The organism is Siphonobacter sp. BAB-5385 (assembly GCF_002261125.1).
Lineage (GTDB): Bacteria > Bacteroidota > Bacteroidia > Cytophagales > Spirosomataceae > Siphonobacter.
The window spans coordinates 131,401-152,070 of sequence record NZ_NMPS01000150.1 but is presented as its reverse complement, the minus strand read 5'-3'; the positions used below and the strand labels follow the sequence as shown (position 1 = coordinate 152,070).

Below are 20,670 nucleotides of genomic sequence, written 5' to 3'. Positions count from 1 at the left end.
CGATTTTAACGATTCCTTCATGCATATATTAGTTGTAGACGACGAACCCGATGTTCAGTCGCTTTTTGAACAACGTTTTCGTCGCGAAATCCGAAGTGGAGAACTTCGCTTTATCTTTACTTTCTCCGGAGAAGAAGCCCTTACCCGCCTTGAGGATCAGCACTCGGAAATTGTACTCATTCTATCGGACATCAACATGCCCGGAATGAGCGGTCTGGAATTACTGGAATCCATTCGAGAGTCGCACCCCATGGCCCCGCCGCTCGTCATGATGATTACCGCTTACGGCGACGAAGACACGCACGCCAAAGCTCTCAGCCTGGGAGCAAATGATTTTTTAACCAAACCGCTTGATTTCAGCGAGTTAAAGCAGAAACTCAAAGACACATTATGAAGGCAAAGATTTTGGTTGTGGATGATGAAACGGATTTGGAAATACTCATCAAGCAGAAGTTTCGCCGTCAGATCAGGGAAGGAAAGTACGAATTCATCTTCGCCCAGAATGGCGTGGAAGCCCTTCAGCAATTGCAGCAGCATCCCGATACGGACGTGGTATTGAGTGACATCAACATGCCCGAAATGGATGGTCTGACCTTATTGGTGAAACTTCACGAAACCAATCCCATCGTTAAGGCCGTCATCGTTTCGGCCTACGGCGATATGGAAAACATCCGCGTAGCCATGAACCGGGGGGCATACGATTTTCTGTGTAAACCCGTGGATTTCGAGGACCTGGAAGTGACGATGCAGAAGACGCTGAAGCACGTCGATCAGCTCCGGCAAACGCTGAAAGCCATCAAGGAAAACGATATTCTGCGGATGTACGTCGATGAAAATGTACTTCAGTTTATGACCCGTTCGGAGTTCGAATCTTCCCTCACGGCCAATGAAACGGTGGAAGGCACCGTCGTATTTGTGGACATTTGCGGATTTACGGCGATCACTGAACGCGAACCTGCCGATGTAGTAGTGAAGCTCATCAACTCGTACTTCGAAGTGATCGTGAAGGCCATCATTGCCCAGGGCGGCTATATCGATAAGTTCATTGGCGATGCCGTTATGGCCGTATTCCGGGGTGAATTTCACCTGGATCGGGCCATTGAAGCCTCGCTGGCCGTGCGTACGCAACTGTCGGAGATGGAAGAAGTTTTACCCGATCAGACCTTCCTCCCGCAGGTAGCCATTGGTATCAATTCGGGAGAAATGGTTTCGGGAAACATTGGTTCGGCTTCGCTCAAACGACTGGATTATACAGTGATTGGTGATACCGTCAATCTGGCCCAGCGACTGCAATCCGTGGCAAAACCCGGGCAGATCCTGATCAGTGATGCCGTGTATCAACAAGTCAAAGAATCCTTCCAAGGTCAGCCTTTGGGCGAAATTACGCTCAAAAATAAAGCCCAGCCCGTGGCAGTAGTCGAAGTACAGGCTTAATCGCACCATATGCATCCCTACCAAACCTCTCCTAGTATGAACCTTATACAAGCCGAAGCATTCATCCTTGATTTACTACGGCAACAATTACCCGAAACGCTCTATTACCACGGTCTGCACCATACGGAAGATGTAGTTCGAGCCGCTGAATGGCTGGCTCGGAGCGAAGGGGTTGAAGATCAGGAATCGCTTATGTTGTTACGTACAGCGGCTTTGTACCACGATTGTGGCTTCATGTATACGTATGAAAACCACGAAGAAGCGGGTTGTGAAGTAGTAGAGCAATGCCTGTCCACATTTGGCTACTCAGCCGGGCAGATTGAGTTGATTTGCGGGATGATTCGGGCAACGAAGGTTCCGCAAAACCCGCAAACGCATCTGGAACAAATCCTCTGCGATGCGGATCTGGATTACCTGGGTCGGCCGGGTTTCGGGTCCATTTCCCATACCCTCTACCAGGAATTACAGGCCCGACACCTGATCGGTACGGAAGCGGAATGGCTACAGAAGCAGATCACTTTTTTAAGCTCGCATCAGTATTGGACGGCTACGGCCCTCGCTCATCGGCAACCCGCCAAAGCCGTCCAACTGGAGCTTTTGCAAAAGCAGGCTACCTTGCTTGAGCCGTAACCACTTCATTCTGATGACGAATCCGCTGGCAGAGTACCCGCATTACGTTCCGCAGGCTTCGTCGCGTTCTTCCATCAGATCATAAAAATCTTCCTGATCGATCCGGAACAGCGTAGCCGCCGTTTGGGCAATGACCGTAGCCGAACGCGGTTCGGAATCCAGCAGGGCCAGTTCGCCGAAGAGATCGCCCCGGCCCATTTCGGCCAGTAGCGTATCCTGATCGTAAATTTCTATCTCCCCCGACAGAATTACGAACATACTATCGCCCAGATCGCCCTTTCGGATAATCACCTCTCCCGCCGGGTAATGCACCTGTTTCATAATCGGAATGATACTGGCGAGTACGTTTTCCGCGGTACTGGCAAACAAAGGCGTATTCTTCAGAATCTGTACTAGTTCGTGAGCCGAATGGCTGGACGTTGCATGAGCGTGCATAGGCGTATTTTTTTCAAAAGCAGCGAGCGTGTTTTCCGCACTTTCGCTGAGTAAATGAATCGGATGTGATAGATAAGCCGTCACCAGTTTCGGATCTCCTACCCAGGAATTCCAGCGACGCAGGGCTACGCTGACGGTCCATTCCGTAAACAGGGTCGTTCCTTCCTCCAGAATAAAGGCTACCGACTCAGCCATCGATTCGGGTACAATGGAAGCCGACGCTTCCAGTTGCGTACGGAACAAGCGATACACGGGCCGGGGCACCAGGTTTTCGAGCATTTCGAGGGCGTTGGCACTCCGCTCCTGCGAAGGGTGTTGCAGACTCTGCTGAATCTGGTTCAAAGCTTCGGCATCGTATAGTTTACTGAGTATCCGCAAAATCCGTTTCAGTACTCGCTCCATTTCGTAACCCAGAGCCGATTGCCATTCGGCATCCATCGCGGCGTACTGTCCCGCCTGAATCCGCTCGGCCAAAGCGAGGTCTTCGGAAAGCAACGCCTCAAAAAACAGTCGATTTTCGGCCGATGAAGAAAAATGCCGCAACGAATGCAGAGCCGTTTCCCGTACCGTGCGGTCCGATTCTCCGGCCAGTCGCATCAACCATTGCTCACTTTCAGGCGTTTGCAGGGTACTCAGCAACTGAGCCAGCATCCGCCGCTGTTCGACGGGAGCGTCCAGCAGAGGCGTAAAGGCTGATAAGTTTTCACTCGCGGCCTGACGTAAGTTCCGCAGCGTAGCTCGTCCGTACGAACGGTCGCGTAGTAAAGTTAATAATTGAGGGACCAGTGACGAATGTCTACCCGCCGTTTCAATGGCCTGTTTTACCACCGCAGGCCGGGTACTTTGTAAGCCTTTCTGAACAAAAGCCGTATACTCCGTTAAGTACAAATGACGGATTACTTCAAGAGCCGCAACCTGCTCTTCTTCGGTAAATGCGTTAATCCAGCGATCCAACTGTTCGCGGGCAATGCTATCGGTACGATCTTTCTGCAGGCGTCCGAGCAGAGCTCCTTTCTGGATACCCCGGTCGGGCGATTCGAGCAATTCCCGAATGGGCCCTGGCTGCTGAGCCAGGAGCTGGGCCGTCCGCTGGCGTACTTGCGGATGCGTATCCGCCAGTAAGGGTTGCAGAGGCATTTGTTTGGCCTCGGAGCCTATACGTTCCAGTACCCCCAGCCGCACCAACGCGTCGGGATGTCTCAACAGCGGCAATGTTTTCTGAGCTAGTAAGGTCGGTTGATTTTCTTCAAACCAGGCTACTGCCGCCAGTACCCGCTCGGGTGAAGGACTCGTTAAATCCTGTTCGGCAGCCAGAGCTATTTCGCCAGGCAGGGCTACCTGTTCGCCGGGCAGGAATCGCCGGGATAAGGCATCGCCCAGGGTATGTAAATAAAAGCGATACGCCCGTCGAATGAGCAGACCCGTAGCCACCGGAAAAATCAGCCAGAACCAGATGACCTTGCTTTCGCTCAGGGCTAACCACTGCGAAAGTCCCAGCAACAAACCCGCCAGACCCAGACCTAGCGGTTCGTACATGCCCTTGGCCAGGGTATGACCCAGCAGCCGTTGATGGGGCGTCAGCGGTTGAAAAAGAACCAGAAAAACCGCATCGAATAAGGAACGACGAATGACCTCCACTGAAACGTATAGCAAGCAGGCCCATACTAACAGAACCGTTTCGTCGCCTACTACACTCCGGGTAATGGACAATCCCAGCAATCCAATCAATGCTACCAGCGGTAATACTAATAAGGAATTCTGCACCCCCAAACGATCCAGTGCCCGCCGGGACAGCAGGAGCTTCACCAACATGGCCAGTACGTAGGTGCCCGCCAGCCAGTAGCTGACGTACGCAATTACTTCAGACTGATCGTGAAAACGGTGTTTAACGTCCAGAAAGAAGTTAAACTCAATTTTGGTTGCGAAACACGCCACGGTCAGGATACTCAGACACATGAAAAAGACCAGTTCGCTTCCACCAAATAACTGCTGAATCAAACGCGATTGCGGACGACGACGGGCCGTTGAACGGTCGCGGGTACGAATGGCGTGCGAACGTAGCGTTAGTTTTAATGTGAATAAGGCTCCCAGAAAGGCCAGTAACGAAACGCCCAGTAACGTCAATAAATCGGCGTGAGCGTGTACCAGAGCGGCCAGTACGGCCCCCAGAGCTTTGGCGGGCATATCGCCCGAACTGATGATACTGAAGAGGCGTTTGCCCTGCCGCGTGTCGAATACTACTGCCGATACGCCCCAGAATTCCAGACTGGTCAGCAAGTAAATAATCCGGTACCCGACCATGATACCAATGGCCGCTATGATCGAATGGCCGACCCAAACCACCAGCATCACCAGAAGGGTCATGACACTCACGGTCCAGAGTACGCGTAACGCGACGGAACTCAGCCCCAGGTGATGTTCGTAATGAGCGTAGGCTTTACCGATCAGAATCATCCCAATGGCCGAGGCTATGTACGCCAGGGGCAAACTCGTAGCCGGGTCATTTTCCAGTAGAATGGCATTCGCGGCTACATATAATTGAATCGTTCCAATTCCTAAGAGAAAGTGATGGAGGAAAAAAAGCCAGACGGTACGGGTTTCTTCAGGATGTATTCCTAAATAACGACGGAAGCCATCGGTAGTAAGCATTGCCAAGCAGTTAATTGAGCGTTTTAAAGGTTAAGTATAGCTCTTTTTCGCGAGCTACGGACGCAGAAACATAAATCTTCTGTTTATTTGAAGGCTTTTCCGCTCCATTTTGGCCGTTCTTTGTGCTTCTCAACTCTTACCTACGATGGCTCTTCGCGTTGATTTACAAGGCTCTTTTCGACCTCTTTTTCCCCGTTTCAGCCGCTTACTGGGATTGTTTTGTTTAACGCTCAGTCTCTGGGCTTTTCAACGAAGTGAGTCCTTTCCCGAAGCTACGATTTCCAACGGACTGATCACCGCTAAACTGTATGTGCCGGATGCTGAAAAAGGTTATTATCGGGCGGAGCGTTTTGACTGGTCGGGTGTCATTACCGATTTACAGTATCGGGGCCACTCCTTTTTCGGCCCCTGGTTCGATACACACGATCCCAAGGTAAACGACGCCATTACGGGTCCCGTAGAAGAATTTGTAGCTATAGGTTACGCAGCCGCAAATCCCGGCGAGACCTTTCTGAAAATTGGTGTGGGTGCTTTACGTAAAAAAGATACGACCGCCTACCGTTTTTATCATTCTTACGAAAACACCAATCCCGGTCACTGGACGACCCGCGTAGGTAAAGATGAAGTGACCTTCGTGCACGAACTAAGCGATGCGGCGGGGTATTCGTACCACTACGAAAAAACGGTTCGACTGCTTCCTAACAAACCCGTACTGGTATTGGAACACCGCCTGAAAAATACGGGGACTAAAACGATCCAAACAAACGTCTACAACCACAATTTCTTTGTACTGGATCGCCAGCCGACGGGCCCCGACTGCCGGGTCACGTTTCCGTTTGCCCTCCAAACTCAAGGCGAAACCCAGGGACTGGGTACGCTGGCGGCGGTGGAAGGAAACACGTGGCGTTTTCTGAAGGAACTGGGGCCGGGCGAATCGACGCAGGTCTTCCTGACGGGCTTTGGTACAACCGCCAAAGACTACCACCTCCGCGTGGAAAACAAAAGTGTAGGGGTTACCGTCACCGGCGATCAACCGCTGAGCCGAATCGTGTGCTGGGCCAAGCGTACGACGTTTTGTCCGGAACCGTATATTCCAATCAAGGCCGAACCGGGCAAGGAATTTCGCTGGAACATTCAATATACGTTCTTCGCCAAAAAATAAACGTATTTAATCCTGCCTGACAACCGATAATCCATTTTTAGTTCGTGTTCATACTTCTTAAAGCCGCAGGCTATGGCAGAAGTCAGTATACTTGCTTCCGCATTTGAAACTCCTTAACTCTTTATTCAGGCATGCAGAAATTTTTGGTACTAGTAGTTGTCAGTATGTGGGCGGGCCATGCTCAGGCTCAATTGTTAGACCGTATTAAAAGTAGAGTAGAGCAGAAAGTAAATCAGAAGATTGACCAAACCATTGATCAGTCGATCGACAAGGCCACTTCAAAAAAGAAAAAGAAGGAATCAAAAGCGGGCGAAGAGTCTACGCCACCTACGTCTGAGCCCAACGGTTCCACTAGTACCGTGGGAACTTCTAACGATCCTGCTCCGTCTGTTTCCCCAGCAGCGGCACCCGCTTCGCCCATTCCTTTTACCTCGTATTCACGCTTTGATTTTGTTCCGGGAGAAAAAATCATTGTTCACGAAGATTTCTCGCAGGATGCCATAGGCGATTTTCCGGCTCAATGGAATACGCGTACGGGTGGCGAACTGGTTACGGTGAACAATCGACCCGGAAAGTGGCTACGTATGAATCAGGATGGCGTTTTTTATCCGGAATACCTGACGCAGGATTTACCCGAAAATTTCACCCTGCAAATGGATGTCATGGCTTCTCCAGGTATCGCTGGTATCGGTACGCTTATTATCAGTCTGATGCAGACGAAAACCGCCAACGATAAATTTAGCTGGGGGGCCGATGAGGCTACTTCGTCAACGCCTAATTTCAAAGTTGCCTTCCGGCCCAAATCTTCGGGTTATGGAAGTATTCACTATTCCTCGCATCTGATCGGCTCGCAGCACCGGGACGGCTCTCCCGAATTCGTTGTTCCCAAGAAAAATGCGGTAAAGGTGTCTATCTGGCGGCAAAAGCAACGCGTTCGAGTTTATCTGGATAGTACCAAAGTGCTGGATTTACCTCGGGCCTTGGAAACGACTACAGCCTTGAATTCATTAGTACTGGCTGCTTACGCTCCAGATTACGACAAGAAAGGTGGAGCCTTTTTTGTGAGTAACATCGAGCTGGCGGTGGGTGCTCCGGATACCCGTAATAAACTGCTGACCGAAGGAAAATTTACCACACACGGGATTCTTTTCGATGTAAACAGTGATCGCATCAAGCCCGGTTCGTTCGGGGCCTTGCAGGATATTGCCAATGTTTTGAAGGAAAATGCCAGTCTACGCGTGAAGATCGTAGGTCATACCGACGCGGATGGGAATGAAAGCTCGAATGTGGACCTGTCCAAACGCCGGGCGGAATCGGTGAAAAGTATTTTGATCTCGGACTTTGGCCTGGATGCATCCCGATTGGAAACCGATGGGAAAGGCAAAACCCAACCCATTGATTCAAATGATACGCTGGTGGGAAAGGCGAATAATCGGCGGGTGGAGTTTTTGAAGTTGTAAAAAAGATCTCGCCTGAGTTGTGAGACCATTTTGTATTCGGGTGCAAGCTCACGTATTCCCCGCATTGCATACGGGGCTAAGTTGAACCCTGCCGGGGTTAGTATACTTCTGCTTGTTTTCGAGCTTGCACCTAATATCGGTCAGGTTTTTACTACTATTCATGGTTTAACTAGTGGTGAGACTAGTCAGTTGGAAACGGCCAAATAGTAGGTACAGGTTGGGAAACCTATTCCAGAAAAAGACCAAAACAGGAAGAGCGGTGTATTTTTACGCCGCTCTTCCTGTTTTGCATTAACCTAAACCTACAACTGATCTACCAAGTGAGCATACGTCCGTCGGTAGGACATGTAAAACACCAGTGGGAATACCAATAGCGTCAGCAAGGTCGCCGTAATCAGACCACCTATGACGACAATTGCCAGAGGTTTTGAAGTTTCTGAACCAATCCCCGTAGATAAAGCCGCCGGAATCAGACCGATCGCCGCCATCATGGCCGTCATGACCACGGGACGGACCCGTGACAATACGCCCTGCGAAATGGACTGGTTGAGCGGAATTTTCTTTTGCAGATTCTTCTTGAATACCGAGATCAGAATTACCCCATTCTGAATACAGATACCAAAGAGAGCGATGAATCCAATGCCCGCCGAGATGCTGAAATTGACGTGTGAAATGAGCAGAGCGGCAATTCCACCAATAATCGCAAAAGGCACGTTGATGAGCACCAAACCGGCGTCCTTAGCATTACCGAACAATACAAACAGGATGAGGAAAATACCCAGCAAACTGATCGGTACTACCTGAGCCAGTCGAGCCGTAGCCCGTTGCTGGTTTTCAAAATCCCCCGCCCATTTCACCGTATAACCTGGCGGCAGTTTCACCGCAGCGGCCACTTTCTGCTGGGCTTCGGCTACTGCACCGCCCATATCCCGACCCCGTACGGAAAACTTCACGGCTCCGTAGCGAACGTTCCCTTCCCGATAAATCAATACCGGACCCGTTTGTGTACTGATCGTGGCAATCTGTTTGATGGGAATTTCGGTATTGTTCATCGTCGGTACCATCAGATTGGCAATCTGTTCCTCAGTTGAGCGGAAGTTGGGGGCGTACCGAATCCGTAAATCAAAACGGCGTTCACCTTCGTAAATCTGCGTGGCAGCTTTCCCGCCAATGGCCATTTCAACGACGGCCTGAGCATCGGTTTTATTCACCCCGTACAGAGCCAGCTTTTGCTCATCCAGCAAAATGTGCATTTCCGGCTGACCGATGTTCCGAATCACCCCTAGATCCGTAATTCCCGATACGGTAGCCAGTTGAGCATCGATTTCTCCGGCTTTTTCTTCCAGAATGTTCAGATCCTTACCGTAGATCTTGACGGCGATACTACCCTTCACCCCTGAGACGGCTTCGGCCACGTTGTCCATAATGGGTTGCGAAAAGCCAAAATCTACGCCGGGAAATACCGAAAGTTTTTTCTGCATCTGAGCAATCAGTTGCTCTTTCGTGATACCGCTTTTCCACTCGTCCTTTGGATGAATATCCACCAGAAACTCAATGTTGTAGAAGCCGGTCGGATCCGTACCATCGTTGGGACGTCCGGTTTGGGAAATCACTGCTTTTACCTCGGGGAACTGCTCGAATACTTTTCGCATCTGCGTGGTCAGGCGTACAGATTCTGGCAATGAAATCGACATCGGCATGGTTGCACGCACGTAAATGGAGCCCTCATTCAGCTCCGGCAGAAACTCCGTACCCAACAGTTTAAAACCAGCCAGCCCAATAACGACGAGTATCGTCGTAGCCAGCAGCGTTAGTTTCTTGTGGGCGTACGTAAAGCCAAAGCCTTTCATGGTCGAGCGGGTGATGAAATCTGTGAAGAAGTTATGTTTTTCTTTCACGTCCTTCTTCAGCAGCATACTGGCCAGTACGGGCACCAGCGTCAGCGTAAAAATCAGGGCTCCGAGTAAGGCAAAGCCCAGGGTCCAGGCCAGGGGCGAGAACATCTTTCCTTCTACTTTCTGAAATGAGAAAATGGGGACCAGACAGGTAATGATAATGGCTTTGGAAAAGAAAATGGCTTTACCCATTTCCGTACCCGTTTTCCGAATCACGCCCAGTTTAGCCATCTTGTTGAAACGCGTCATGCCTTCGCGGTGAGCCATCTCGTCCAACGTTACAAAAATGCCTTCCACCATCACCACCGCTCCATCGACGATGATTCCAAAGTCAATGGCACCCATCGAAAGCAGGTTCGCCGACATGCCTTTCAGTCGTAAACAAATGAAGGCAAAGAGCAACGCTAAGGGAATGACAATGGATACGGTGACGGTCGTCCGCCAGTCGGCCATGAAAATAAAGACGATTACGGTTACGAAAATCAGACCTTCCAGCAGGTTGTGGGTAACGGTATGCGTGGAGAAGTTGATGAGCGTTTCGCGGTTGTAGAACGTATTGATTTTAACGTCCTCGGGCAAAATCGTGGTGTTGAGTTCCTTGATTTTATCCTTCACCCGGGCAATGACTTCACTGGGATTTTCGCCCTTCCGCATAATCACTACACCTTCGACGACGTCGTCTTCTTTGTCACGACCAGCCTGGCCCAGCGGGGTAAGGCAGACTCTGCCACATCGGCCACGTTACGTACCATGATGGGCGTACCCTTCACGTTTTTGATTACCGTATTCTCGATGTCCTGTAAGTTATCGAGCATCCCGATGCCCCGGACTACATAAGCCTCCGAACTTTTTTCAATCACGTCGCCCCCCACGTTGAGGTTGGCACTTTGTACCGCCTGGAATACTTCCAGTGGCGTAATGCCGTAGTCAAGCAGGCGGTGGGGATTGATGGAAATCTCGTACGCTTTGGCTTCCCCGCCGTAGCTTACTACGTCGGCCACGCCGGGTACGCTTTTGAACTGCCGGTCAATGACCCAGTCCTGAAGCGTTTTCAATTCCCGTACCGACCGCGTGGGTGACTTGAGCGTATAGCGGAGAATTTCCCCCGTAGGTCCGTAGGGCGGCTGTACTTCGGGCCGAATGCCTTCGGGTAAATCCACATTGCCCAGGAGGTTATTGACCTGCTGACGGGCGAAGGCATCGTCCACCCCATCGTCAAACATGACATTGACGACGGACAACCCAAACAGCGTTGACGAGCGAATATCCGTTTTTTTCTGAACGGAGTTCAGCCCGATTTCCACCGGAATGGTAACGAATTTTTCCACCTCTTCAGCGGAGCGTCCCGGCCACTGCGTAATGATTGTAATCCGGGTATTGGTTACGTCAGGAAACGCTTCAATGGGGGTATTCTGATAGCAGATGAAACCCGCTACAGCGGCCAGCAGCGTCAGAAAGAAGATCAAGAATTTGTTCTTCAGCGAGAAGGACAAAATACCTTTAATGAACTTATTCATGGGAAAGGTCGGAGCCCGGCTCCATTAATTATCTAAGGCATTGTAAATCAACAGTTGGTTTTCGTTACAATGCGGTCGCCCGCCTGCAAGCCACTGTTGAGATAGACCGTATCCCCGATGGTTTTAAAGATGGTCACTTCACGTACAACGGGCTGATTCTGCCGATTGACGACGACAACGAAATTCCGGCTCTTGTCGAATACGAGTGCATTACCGGGAATTGCTATACGTTCCCCCTGTCCCGGATACGAAACAATGACGTTGGCAAACATCTCGGGCTTGAGTTTAAAGTCGGCATTGAGCAGCGTAATTCGCACCTTCATGGTCTTGCTATCGGGGTCGAGAACGTTGAAAACCTTATCGATTCGACCTTTGTATACCTGATCCGGATAAGCGATGGTGGTGATCGTTGCTTCGTCGCCTTCATTAATGTTACTCAGGTCGGCTTCGTACACGTTTGCCATCACCCATACCTGATCGAGGTTAGAGATGGTGAACAGCGTTTCGGGATCATCCGACCGCAGTTCCATACCGGAAGCGGCCGTTTTTTCCACGATGAAGCCACTAATCGGAGCCTTTACGATGTAGGAAGCTCCACTCCCACCCATGATGCGGCGGCGTTCGTTGACCCGGTCAACCTCCCCCTTCGCCGCAGACAATTGTCCACGAGCGGCAACGAGGTCTTTCTGGGAAGACAATCCGGCTTGTACCATGTCTTCGGCTACCTGCATATTTTTCTGAGCCAGAGCTAATTGTCCCTGGGCGGCAATCGCTTCCTGATGCAAATCAGCCAGATCGCCCGAACTGATGACCGCCAGCGTTTGTCCCTTTTGTACGTGGGCTCCCAGATCTGCTTTCACGTTTTCAATACGACCGCCCACCAGCGAAAAGACCTTGACTACTTTGTCCTGGTTAAAGGTGACTTTACCCGTTAGCTGTAGTTCGTTGGTAATGGGTTTCAGCCGGGCGGTGTCGATGGTAGCTCCGGCCAGTAAGTTCGAATCGACGGGCGTGGCTTCGGCCGTTTGCGTATCTTTATCCGAGTCGGAATGACAACCGGTCATGCCCAGACTTAGCAGCAGAGCTACGTACAGGCACCATTTAAGTGCGGGAAATGAATTCGTTTTCATGAGTAGTTTATCGACTGAATAGATTTGTTCCGACCGCGTAGCCTAACTCTTCGAGGCTTTGCATTCGGTTGTTCTGGAGTTGACGGTACTGAATCTGACTATTTTTATACGAATCGAAAAAGTCCAGAAACTCGACTACGTCGATATTTTGCTTGCGATAATTCGTGGTTACGCCGTCAATGAGACGCGAAAAGTCTTCGTTAAAGCGAGTATCAAACTGCTGGTATAACTGGTTGGTCTGGAGCACTTTTACATACGCTTTCTGTACTTCGCTCTGCACCTGCAATCGATAAGCGGCGATGCCCTGCTGGCTGGCCTGCGTACGAATTTTTGCGGCTTCGATGTTGCCCTGGTTTTTGTTGAAAATGGGTACGGGCAATCCAACGCCCACCCCGACATAATTTGAACCAAAAGCCCCGTTGCGGTCAAAGGTCGCCTGCACGGTCAGATCAGGTTTAGCCAATGCTTTCTGTAGAATCAGATTCTGCTGTTCAAGTTTGGACTGATCAGTATACGCTTTCAGATCGTACCGGTTTTCTTCTGCCCGGTTGTACAAATCATTCAGCGTCAGAGAAGCCGGATTGTAAGCTTCAAGCTCCTGTGTTGTTACTTCAGGCCGTATCACCGTCGCCGGATTCATATTCAGCAGTACGGCCAGTTCAGCCTGATCGTTGGCCAGTTGCAGGATAAGCGACTGTTTTTCCGTCGTCAGATTAAACAGATACGCTTTCAGCCGGGTTAGATCTTTGAGGGGAACGTTCCCTTTTTCGTACTGCTGCTGGTACAGCGTCACCGTCTGCTGAAGCGTCTGAATTTCCTCGTCGTAAATACTAATCGACTGCTGATTAAAGTACAGACTGTAAAACGTACTCCGCAGTTCGTACCGCAACGTCCGGATCAGATCCTGAAAGCGGTCACGGGCGATTTCGGTACTGGTTTGGGCGATGGCTAGCTGTTTGTTGCGTTTACCGGCCAGTAGAAGCAATTGTTGCAACTGTACAATCTGCTCGGAATTACTTTGGCGAAACGGCAGAATAGCCCGTTCCCTACCCGCGGTAGCCGTACCATTATTGTAAGGCATGATTTCAGCGTAAACCGTAGGGTTCGGCCGAAGTTTCGCCTGTATTTCCTGCTTCTGGGACTCGCTGATGCCCAGCTGAGCAATCATCAGATTTAAGTTCTGCCGGGTAAACTGCTCTTCAGCCTGCGTTAAAGTCAGTTGAAGCGTATCAGTAGGGGCCGCTATCAGCGGTATGCCTTGCGTAACCTTCGGTTGAGCCTGGGCCTGAAAACCAAGCATAGCCACCAGAAAGGCGATTGGATAAATCAATGACTGACGTACTAACATGGAGTAGTTAAGAAAACGTAATAAATCCGAGGCATTCATCAATTAATTGGGTAAAATCATCCGTTTTACTACCACTGGTAAAACCCTCGTAACAAATGTAAATGCCTAAGATTAGGCCAACATTAAGAGAAGTTAAAGACAGGATTAGAATTCGCTAAAGGTTATATAGTTCTATTTTTAAAGCTTAGGAAAATTGTATCTTTGGCCTATATACGTCTGTTTTTCAGCGTTTTACCTAGCCATTAAAGATTAGTACGGGGGTTTTAGTTAAACCGTAAAACCTCTCGTAGGTGATTAAAAAATTTTAATGTGAGGATTGACGTAGTAAACTTGACTTTTTCTGAGGGATTTTAATACGCCACCTCGATTGGATTCTGTATGCGGATATTAATTGTAGAAGATGAGTTGAAACTCGCCACTTCGCTCAAACGCGGATTGGACGAATACGGCTTTCAGGCCTCCGTAGCTCTGGATGGAGCTTCCGCGAAGAAAGCTCTGGAACTGGGCGAGATTAATCTGGTCATACTGGATATTAATTTGCCCGACATCAATGGGTACGACCTGTGTCGCTACATTCACGATCGAAACAGCCACATTCCCATCATTATTCTGACCGCCCTGGGTACAATTGAAAACAAACTCACGGGCTTCGACGCCGGAGCCGATGATTATCTGGTCAAACCCTTCGAGTTCAGTGAATTGCTGGCCCGCATTCAGGTAAGCCGCAAGCGTAGTCAGCAATCCAGTACTTCCGCCGCTCACAGCCAGTTGAGCATTGCGGATCTGATACTGGATCTGCGGGAAAAAACGGTAAGCCGGGCCGGTCGCCCTATCAACGTCACCCCCCGCGAAATTGCCCTGTTGGAGTACTTTTTGAGAAATCAGGGAACGGTACTGACCCGAAACGAAATCGCCGAAAACGTCTGGGATATTCCTTTTGACACGGGCACCAACCTGATTGATGTTTACATTAATACCCTACGAAAGAAAATTGACAAGGATTTCACGACGAAACTCATCCATACCCGCAAAGGCATTGGTTACATCATGAAAGAAATGGCCGAATAAACATGCACCTCCGTACCCGCCTGTCCCTTACCTTCGTCGTGGTGGTTTCGCCCGTGCTGCTCCTGTTTCTGGCGAACTTTTACTACTACTTCTCTACCTCGAATCGGGATTACTTTCTGAATATCGTTAAAAACCGGGGGGTGACGATGACGCACCTCATGTCTCGGGGGGAATCGCTGGATCGTTCGCTGTTACGATGGATTGACGAAGGGACCTATACCTCTTTATCCAACCGCCGCGTAGCCATTTTCGATGAACAAAATCAACTCCTGTACGACAGTGGGGAGCTGGATGACAAGGAAATCCAGGAACCTCCCTTTACGATCACCGAACCGCTGTTACAACAGATTACCAGTCAGAAGGTAGTTTCGATCAGCGATGGCGAACGCATGGGTTACGGTCTATTACTGCACAACTCCAAAGGGCAACGGTACAAAGTAGTTTCGTACGCCATTGATGATTACGGGCAGCAGAAAATGCACGAAATGATTACGGTCTCGGTAGCTACCTGGTGATTGCCTTTTTGGTGGTTATTGTGCTGAGTCAGATTTTCGCCCGTCGCTCCATTAAACCGATCTCGAACATGATCGAAAAAATTGAGCAGATCAAAGTTTCAAATCTGGAACTACGCCTACCCGTTCCGCCCGACGCGGACGATGAACTGAGTCGGCTAGCCGTATCGTTTAATCAGATGCTCGACCGGATTTCCAGTTTCGAAATGCAGCGAAGTTTTGTCTCTAATGCATCACATGAGCTACGTACGCCTTTAACACTGATTACCAACCAAATCGAGGTTTCTTTAATTAAACCCCGTTCGAGTGAAGAATACCAGAATTTATTAAAATCGCTTCTGGAAGACATTAACCGCCTGAACGCGTTATCCAATGGATTGCTCGAACTGGCTCAGTTTGACGTCAAGGAAATTCAGGTAACCTGGGCAACCGTCCAGCTCGACGAAGTGATCTACGAAGCCGTGGCTTCCGTATTACATAAGTATCCTAATTACCGCATCAGTTTTGCGACGGATGCTCAGGACGAAGATGAATCCTTACCCGCTATTGCCATCAAAGGCGAAGAGTCACTTTTACAAATGGCTTTTATGAATCTGATTGAAAACGGCTGCAAGTTTTCACCCGATCATCATACGCAAATTACGGTGAATCCTCATTCGGACCACGTTGAAGTACTCTTCGAAGATCAGGGTATTGGGATTGCCGAATCGGAGCTTGACTATATTTTCCAGCCTTTTTACCGGGCTACCAACTCGCATGCCATCAAAGGAAACGGTATTGGCTTATCCCTGACGGAAAAGATTATTAAACTACACGGTGGCCGGATCATGGTAAGTTCTCAATTGAATCAGGGCACCCGTTTTAGTATTGATTTGCCCTCTTTGCCTACCCTTGCTGAAGCAACAGAAGTGGTATAGGTCATACTAGCGACCAGAATCATTCCTAAACAATCCGGCGTCCACTCGCCTTATAGCGTATAGGCATCGCCACCTACGTTATGAAATACCTTGCATTGATCGGAGCCTTCGCTCTGTTTGGCTGGAGTTGTAGCAGTCCCGAAAAACCCTCGGAAGATTGGCCCACGTACGGAGGCAACTACGCCGGTAACCGCTATTCAAAACTTGATCAGATTAATCGCAGCAATGTCTCGCAGCTTAAAGTAGCCTGGAGCTATAAAGCGGTTCAGGGTGAAAACCCGTTTGAAATTCAGTGTCAGCCCTTAATGATCCATGGAATCCTATACGGGACGACGCCGCTCCTCAAGCTCTTCGCTCTGAAAGCGGATACGGGAGAAGAACTCTGGAAATTTGATCCTTTCGAAAATCAGATTCCTACCTTTCATCCCATCCGGGGTTTGATGTACTGGCCCGAAGGAAAACGGATTTACTATTCGGCGGGCTCCCGGCTGTTTGCTTTGGATGCCGAGAAAGGTACGCTGGTGTCTGAATTCGGTGAGAAGGGTTCCATCGATCTACACGAAGGTGTAGGCGACGGCCTGGACCGGGATATAAACGCCTTACCGGTTGATGCTACCAGTCCGGGCGCATTTATAAAGAAACCCTGGTAATGGGTTCGCGGGTGGGGGAAGGTACGGATGCCGCTCCGGGATACATTCGCGGATTTGATGTACGTACGGGTAAACTCAAGTGGGTTTTTCATACCATTCCTCACCCGGGTGAATACGGCTATGATACCTGGCCCAAAGACGCCTGGAAAAAAAGTGGGGCCGCTAATAATTGGGGAGGTATGGTATTGGATGAAAAACGCGGAGTGGTTTATCTCGGTACGGGCTCTCCCTCCAGCGATTTCTACGGCGGTGCTCGGGAAGGAACAAACCTTTTTTCTGACTGTATTATGGCTCTAGAGGCGGAGACGGGGAAACGAATCTGGCATTTTCAGACGATCCATCACGACTTATGGGATCGCGATATTCCCTGTCCACCAACGCTCACCACCGTAGTTCATCAGGGTAAAAAGTAGAAGTAGTCGTACAGGCGACGAAAGATGGCCTGGTGTATGTATTGAACCGAGACACGGGAGAGTCGCTGTTTCCGATTGAAGAACGGCCGGTACCCACCGAAGCTCTACCTGGTGAAATCCCCTGGCCTACGCAAAAATACCCGCTGAAACCGGCTCCACTTACGCGACAGTTTTTAACCGAAGCTGACATCACGACGCGTACCCCTGAAGCTCATGCGTTTGTATTCAAGCGTTTTCAGGAAACGCGTTCCGGAAACAAATTCATACCGCCCAGTAAAGAAGGAACGCTGGTTTTCGGATTGGGAGGTGGAGCCGAATGGGGTGGCAGTGCCGTTGACGAGCAGGGTATTCTCTATCAAAATGCTAATGAGATGGTCTGGGATGTGCAGATGGAAGAATTTAAACGTCAGAAATCCCAACCGCTTTCGGGCGAAACGCTTTATCTCGATCATTGCTCGATTTGCCACGGCTCCGAACGTAAAGGCAATGGGGTCGAATACCCCGACTTACGGAATGTAAAAGCCAAGTATTCACCTCAACAGGTAATGCAAATTTTGCAGACGGGACGGGGTCGGATGCCTTCGTTTCAGCATGTACCGGAAAAAACGCGTCTGGCCATCGTTAATTTTCTTCTGGGAATCAATAAGCCCATTCCGCCCGATCCCCATGATTCAAAACCCACGGTAACTAACGTCGATACACCACCCCCTCCACCTTATGTGAATACGGGTTGGAAACGTTTTCTTGATCCCGATGGCTATCCGGCTACTAAGCCTCCTTGGGGAACCCTGAATGCAATTGATCTTAATACCGGAGAATATCTCTGGAGAGTTCCGCTCGGCGAATTTCCTGAATTGACGAAAAAAGGATTACCTATTACGGGAACGGAGAGCTACGGAGGCCCTTTGGTTACGGCTGGAGGTTTGGTATTCATAGCTGCCACGAAGGATGAACGCTTCCGTGCTTTCGACAAAGAAACGGGCAAAGTAGTCTGGGAATACCAACTACCTGCGGGTGGGTTCGCTACTCCGATGACGTATGTGATGCATGGAAAGCAGTATGTTGTGTTAGCCGTTGGTGGTGTAAAAAATGGTCATAAGCCAGGGGGTTACTACCTCGCTTTCAGTTTATAATAGCTTTTGTAAGCACTAATTTTAACGTTAAAATTAGCGGTACACTAAACGTTTTAAAAGACGTTTGCTGTACCGCTGATTTTAGTTTCATACATTTCTTCGTTATCCTTCTCCGTAAAACGAAAAAACTGGCGATAGAACCTGTCATTGGCGTTCGAATGGCATACACAATGCAGTCGGTATTTTGAATGTATTGATGAATAGATCCTTTAGAGGCTGGGTTATAACCATCTTATAATCAAAACAATAGACTGAATTTCCTTTCGCCTCATCTTAATAAAATGTAGTTTGGTCGGTCATTATCATTGGAGCAAATCCAGTGTTAAGGTTGAAGTTAAACAGTTGATATTCAATAGGCCTATACTAAATAAAATGTGGTTTGGTCGGTCATTTTTGGACGTACATCAGCCTGATTCTAACCCAGATTTCTTAATAAAATGTAGTTTGGTCGTCCTGTATTTTACTTGAAAATATGGTTTTTAACTATCTGAAAATCAGTATCTTAACTTGTTGATTTTTAAACAAACTGCCTAATAAAATGTAGTTTGGTCGGTGTATCTTCTACGTCTCAAAAACAATCTAGTGGTTTATAAAGATAGCTCATAATCAGACAGTTATTTATTAACAATGATTCTATACTCATCATAACCAATCACTCTGAAGCGAAATGGTTTGTAATAAAATGTAGTTTGGTCGGTGCGTATCTGAAAGATGGAGCGGGAAGTGGCACTCTCAGGCCTTGCAACCCTGCTGACCGGGGATCGGAATTAAAAAATGTAGTTTGGTCGGTGTAACAAAGTAAGATCTTCAGAGCCGACTTCAATAAGAGCCTTTGTGAGGCCTTCAAAGTATTTGACTGGGGTCAGGGTAAATGCTTCCTTTAGAAAATGGCTGAGAGAGGCTGTATTTGCGAGCTGACGATGCTGGGCGGAATGGAGTTAAGTTCGCTTTCTAGGTTAGTCGATAAACTAAAAATTTAGTTCACGGCCTGACTCTCTTTTTTTCTTTGCCACGCTTTTTGATTTTTTGATTTTTATAAAAGCCTTTTTTGATTTCAACCCGTACGAAGCGGGGGCCCTTTTTTCATTCATCAAGAGTTTGTGTTTTTCAATATCTCTTGATAATCTCTTGAAGGGAAAAACTAGCGTTGTAATGAGTTGATTATTAGTATATTATCCTGTGGATAACTTTTAAAAAATGTAGTTTGGTCGGTAAAAACATGGACTTTGGTCGGTATTTTCCATTTAAAAAATGGGGTTTAGTCGGTAAACCCGATCCATAAAAATGTAGTTTGGTTGGTAATAAAATGTATTTGTTCAAACTAGGTACATTATATTCTTTTTTATGCGTTATTTGTTCAGTCATAGCCGATCTCTTAACCCATGAATGCACAGATAGAAATTTATCAGGACAACTTCCTTACACAGGCCCGTTACGAGATGACGGAGACGGAGCGAAATATCCTCTACATGGTTATTGCTCAGGTTCGTCCCGATGATTCACCCATGAAAGTCTATCAGGTTTCCATCAAGGAAATTGCAAAAATCATGGGCAGTGAAGAGATTAAATTTGAAGCGTATAAAAATGCCACAGCCCGCATCGTCACCCGGCTGGTACAGGGTTATTTGCCCAACGGGGATTTCCTGCAGACGACCTTTGCCGCTTCGGCGAAGTACAAAAAAGGGACGGGCATTATCGAAATTGCCCTGTCCCAGGAAATTCGCCCTTTCTATGTTGATCTGAAAGAACGCTTTACAAAAATTCAGTTACAGGCCGCGATAAGTTTGCAGTCCATTTACGCCAAGCGGATTTACGAATTGTTGTGCATGTACAAAAACATGAAAAACAAGACCTTCCGTCGTAAGCTCGTGGATCTAAAGCTCATGCTGGGTGTGATGGATACCAAGACGGGTAAGGATAAATACCCCGTATGGACGCAATTTCAACGGGATGTACTGGAAGTAGCCAGTCGCGAAATCAATGGCCATACGGACCTGACCTTTACGTTCACGCCTATTCTGGGGGATCGCCCCGGTCGGGGTCGTAAACCCGTGGAACAGGTAGAGTTTGAGGTTTCCTACATTACGCCTAATGTCATTGATTTTAGTCCTTTGATGGACCGTCTGGTGAATCGTTTCAAGTTGCGACAGGACCAGGCAGAGGAAGTCATCGAGTCCTTCCCGATCGAGAAGATTAATAAAATCCTTTACGACATCGAGGTACGGATGGCTAACAACGAAATCAAAAACGTAGGTAGCTATACCGCCAAATCATTTGGGCTGTAGGGTTCACTACAGCCCCTCCCCTCCCCCATACG

Annotated in this window: 15 protein-coding genes and 1 pseudogene; 12 read left to right on the top strand and 4 right to left on the bottom strand. The window is 48.8% G+C overall.

The annotated features are described in order from the left end of the window. The first annotated feature begins 19 nt into the window (after nt 1–19). The 3 genes from BWI93_RS15270 to BWI93_RS15260 are packed head-to-tail and all read left to right on the top strand — an operon-like array spanning nt 20 to nt 2,064. Nucleotides 20–394 (top strand): response regulator, encoded by a 375-nt coding sequence (locus BWI93_RS15270; protein WP_094812768.1) that lies wholly within the window; start codon nt 20–22, stop codon nt 392–394. Then, nucleotides 391–1,434 carry an adenylate/guanylate cyclase domain-containing protein gene (locus BWI93_RS15265; RefSeq protein ID WP_094812766.1) on the top strand — a complete coding sequence of 348 codons (1,044 nt, stop codon included), beginning with the start codon at nt 391–393 and terminating at the stop codon, nt 1,432–1,434. Before BWI93_RS15270 ends, BWI93_RS15265 begins: the two co-directional genes overlap by 4 nt. 36 nt (nt 1,435–1,470) lie before the next feature. Beyond that, the gene (locus tag BWI93_RS15260; protein ID WP_094812764.1) at nt 1,471–2,064 is read left to right on the top strand and encodes an HD domain-containing protein; all 594 of its coding nucleotides are present in this window, start codon (nt 1,471–1,473) and stop codon (nt 2,062–2,064) included. A gap of 42 nt (nt 2,065–2,106) precedes the next feature. On the opposite strand, the gene BWI93_RS15255 is transcribed toward BWI93_RS15260, so the two are convergent. Continuing rightward, complete coding sequence (locus BWI93_RS15255; protein WP_094812762.1) at nt 2,107–5,148, bottom strand: cyclic nucleotide-binding domain-containing protein; 3,042 nt, start codon at nt 5,146–5,148, stop codon at nt 2,107–2,109. Nucleotides 5,149–5,293: 145 nt separating this feature from the next. On the opposite strand from BWI93_RS15255, the gene BWI93_RS15250 reads away from it, so the two are divergent. After that, nucleotides 5,294–6,310: a hypothetical protein gene (locus tag BWI93_RS15250; protein ID WP_255157899.1), complete on the top strand. Its 1,017-nt coding sequence runs from the start codon at nt 5,294–5,296 to the stop codon at nt 6,308–6,310. 131 nt (nt 6,311–6,441) lie between these two features. Next, nucleotides 6,442–7,770: an OmpA family protein gene (locus BWI93_RS15245; protein WP_094812760.1), complete on the top strand. Its 1,329-nt coding sequence runs from the start codon at nt 6,442–6,444 to the stop codon at nt 7,768–7,770. A gap of 302 nt (nt 7,771–8,072) precedes the next feature. Here the strand turns inward: BWI93_RS15245 and BWI93_RS15240 are convergent. The 3 genes and pseudogenes from BWI93_RS15240 to BWI93_RS15230 all read right to left on the bottom strand — a co-directional run bounded on the left by BWI93_RS15240 (nt 8,073) and on the right by BWI93_RS15230 (nt 13,699). Beyond that, a pseudogene (locus BWI93_RS15240) lies at nt 8,073–11,182 on the bottom strand (efflux RND transporter permease subunit). Between the two features lie 47 nt (nt 11,183–11,229). After that, nucleotides 11,230–12,312: an efflux RND transporter periplasmic adaptor subunit gene (locus BWI93_RS15235; protein WP_255157898.1), complete on the bottom strand. Its 1,083-nt coding sequence runs from the start codon at nt 12,310–12,312 to the stop codon at nt 11,230–11,232. Nucleotides 12,313–12,319: 7 nt separating this feature from the next. Further along, nucleotides 12,320–13,699: a TolC family protein gene (locus tag BWI93_RS15230; RefSeq protein ID WP_094812758.1), complete on the bottom strand. Its 1,380-nt coding sequence runs from the start codon at nt 13,697–13,699 to the stop codon at nt 12,320–12,322. A 339-nt stretch (nt 13,700–14,038) separates the two neighbouring features. Here BWI93_RS15230 and BWI93_RS15225 point away from each other — a divergent pair, with 339 nt between their 5' ends. From BWI93_RS15225 to BWI93_RS15205, 7 genes are all read left to right on the top strand, one after another. Further along, nucleotides 14,039–14,728, top strand: coding sequence for a response regulator transcription factor (locus tag BWI93_RS15225; RefSeq protein WP_094812756.1), 690 nt, complete (start codon nt 14,039–14,041; stop codon nt 14,726–14,728). Nucleotides 14,729–14,730: 2 nt separating this feature from the next. Beyond that, nucleotides 14,731–15,243 carry a hypothetical protein gene (locus BWI93_RS15220; protein WP_094812754.1) on the top strand — a complete coding sequence of 171 codons (513 nt, stop codon included), beginning with the start codon at nt 14,731–14,733 and terminating at the stop codon, nt 15,241–15,243. Next, on the top strand, nt 15,240–16,157 hold the full coding sequence (locus BWI93_RS15215; RefSeq protein ID WP_094812752.1) for a cell wall metabolism sensor histidine kinase WalK: 918 nt from the start codon (nt 15,240–15,242) through the stop codon (nt 16,155–16,157). Before BWI93_RS15220 ends, BWI93_RS15215 begins: the two co-directional genes overlap by 4 nt. 80 nt (nt 16,158–16,237) lie before the next feature. Then, nucleotides 16,238–16,807, top strand: a complete 570-nt coding sequence (locus tag BWI93_RS29640) for a hypothetical protein (protein ID WP_369679166.1) — start codon at nt 16,238–16,240, stop codon at nt 16,805–16,807. Then, a complete protein-coding gene (locus BWI93_RS29635; protein ID WP_369679165.1) occupies nt 16,807–17,220 on the top strand; it encodes a hypothetical protein in 414 nt (137 codons plus the stop codon). Before BWI93_RS29640 ends, BWI93_RS29635 begins: the two co-directional genes overlap by 1 nt. A gap of 32 nt (nt 17,221–17,252) precedes the next feature. Continuing rightward, nucleotides 17,253–18,353 carry a c-type cytochrome gene (locus BWI93_RS29630; protein WP_369679164.1) on the top strand — a complete coding sequence of 367 codons (1,101 nt, stop codon included), beginning with the start codon at nt 17,253–17,255 and terminating at the stop codon, nt 18,351–18,353. A 1,382-nt stretch (nt 18,354–19,735) separates the two neighbouring features. Next, on the top strand, nt 19,736–20,638 hold the full coding sequence (locus BWI93_RS15205) for a replication initiation protein (RefSeq protein WP_094812750.1): 903 nt from the start codon (nt 19,736–19,738) through the stop codon (nt 20,636–20,638). Nucleotides 20,639–20,670: the final 32 nt, after the last annotated feature.

What these genes read in the sequence shown, in the direction of transcription:
- BWI93_RS15255 (WP_094812762.1), bottom strand. Translation starts at nt 5,148, where the DNA reads ATGCTTACTACCGATGGCTTCCGTCGTTATTTAGGAATACATCCTGAA.
- BWI93_RS15245 (WP_094812760.1), top strand. Translation starts at nt 6,442, where the DNA reads ATGCAGAAATTTTTGGTACTAGTAGTTGTCAGTATGTGGGCGGGCCAT.
- BWI93_RS29640 (WP_369679166.1), top strand. Translation starts at nt 16,238, where the DNA reads ATGAAATACCTTGCATTGATCGGAGCCTTCGCTCTGTTTGGCTGGAGT.
- BWI93_RS15205 (WP_094812750.1), top strand. Translation starts at nt 19,736, where the DNA reads ATGAATGCACAGATAGAAATTTATCAGGACAACTTCCTTACACAGGCC.
- BWI93_RS15230 (WP_094812758.1), bottom strand. Translation starts at nt 13,699, where the DNA reads ATGAATGCCTCGGATTTATTACGTTTTCTTAACTACTCCATGTTAGTA.
- BWI93_RS15225 (WP_094812756.1), top strand. Translation starts at nt 14,039, where the DNA reads ATGCGGATATTAATTGTAGAAGATGAGTTGAAACTCGCCACTTCGCTC.
- BWI93_RS15260 (WP_094812764.1), top strand. Translation starts at nt 1,471, where the DNA reads ATGAACCTTATACAAGCCGAAGCATTCATCCTTGATTTACTACGGCAA.
- BWI93_RS15250 (WP_255157899.1), top strand. Translation starts at nt 5,294, where the DNA reads ATGGCTCTTCGCGTTGATTTACAAGGCTCTTTTCGACCTCTTTTTCCC.
- BWI93_RS15220 (WP_094812754.1), top strand. Translation starts at nt 14,731, where the DNA reads ATGCACCTCCGTACCCGCCTGTCCCTTACCTTCGTCGTGGTGGTTTCG.
- BWI93_RS29635 (WP_369679165.1), top strand. Translation starts at nt 16,807, where the DNA reads ATGGGTTCGCGGGTGGGGGAAGGTACGGATGCCGCTCCGGGATACATT.
- BWI93_RS15235 (WP_255157898.1), bottom strand. Translation starts at nt 12,312, where the DNA reads ATGAAAACGAATTCATTTCCCGCACTTAAATGGTGCCTGTACGTAGCT.
- BWI93_RS15265 (WP_094812766.1), top strand. Translation starts at nt 391, where the DNA reads ATGAAGGCAAAGATTTTGGTTGTGGATGATGAAACGGATTTGGAAATA.
- BWI93_RS15270 (WP_094812768.1), top strand. Translation starts at nt 20, where the DNA reads ATGCATATATTAGTTGTAGACGACGAACCCGATGTTCAGTCGCTTTTT.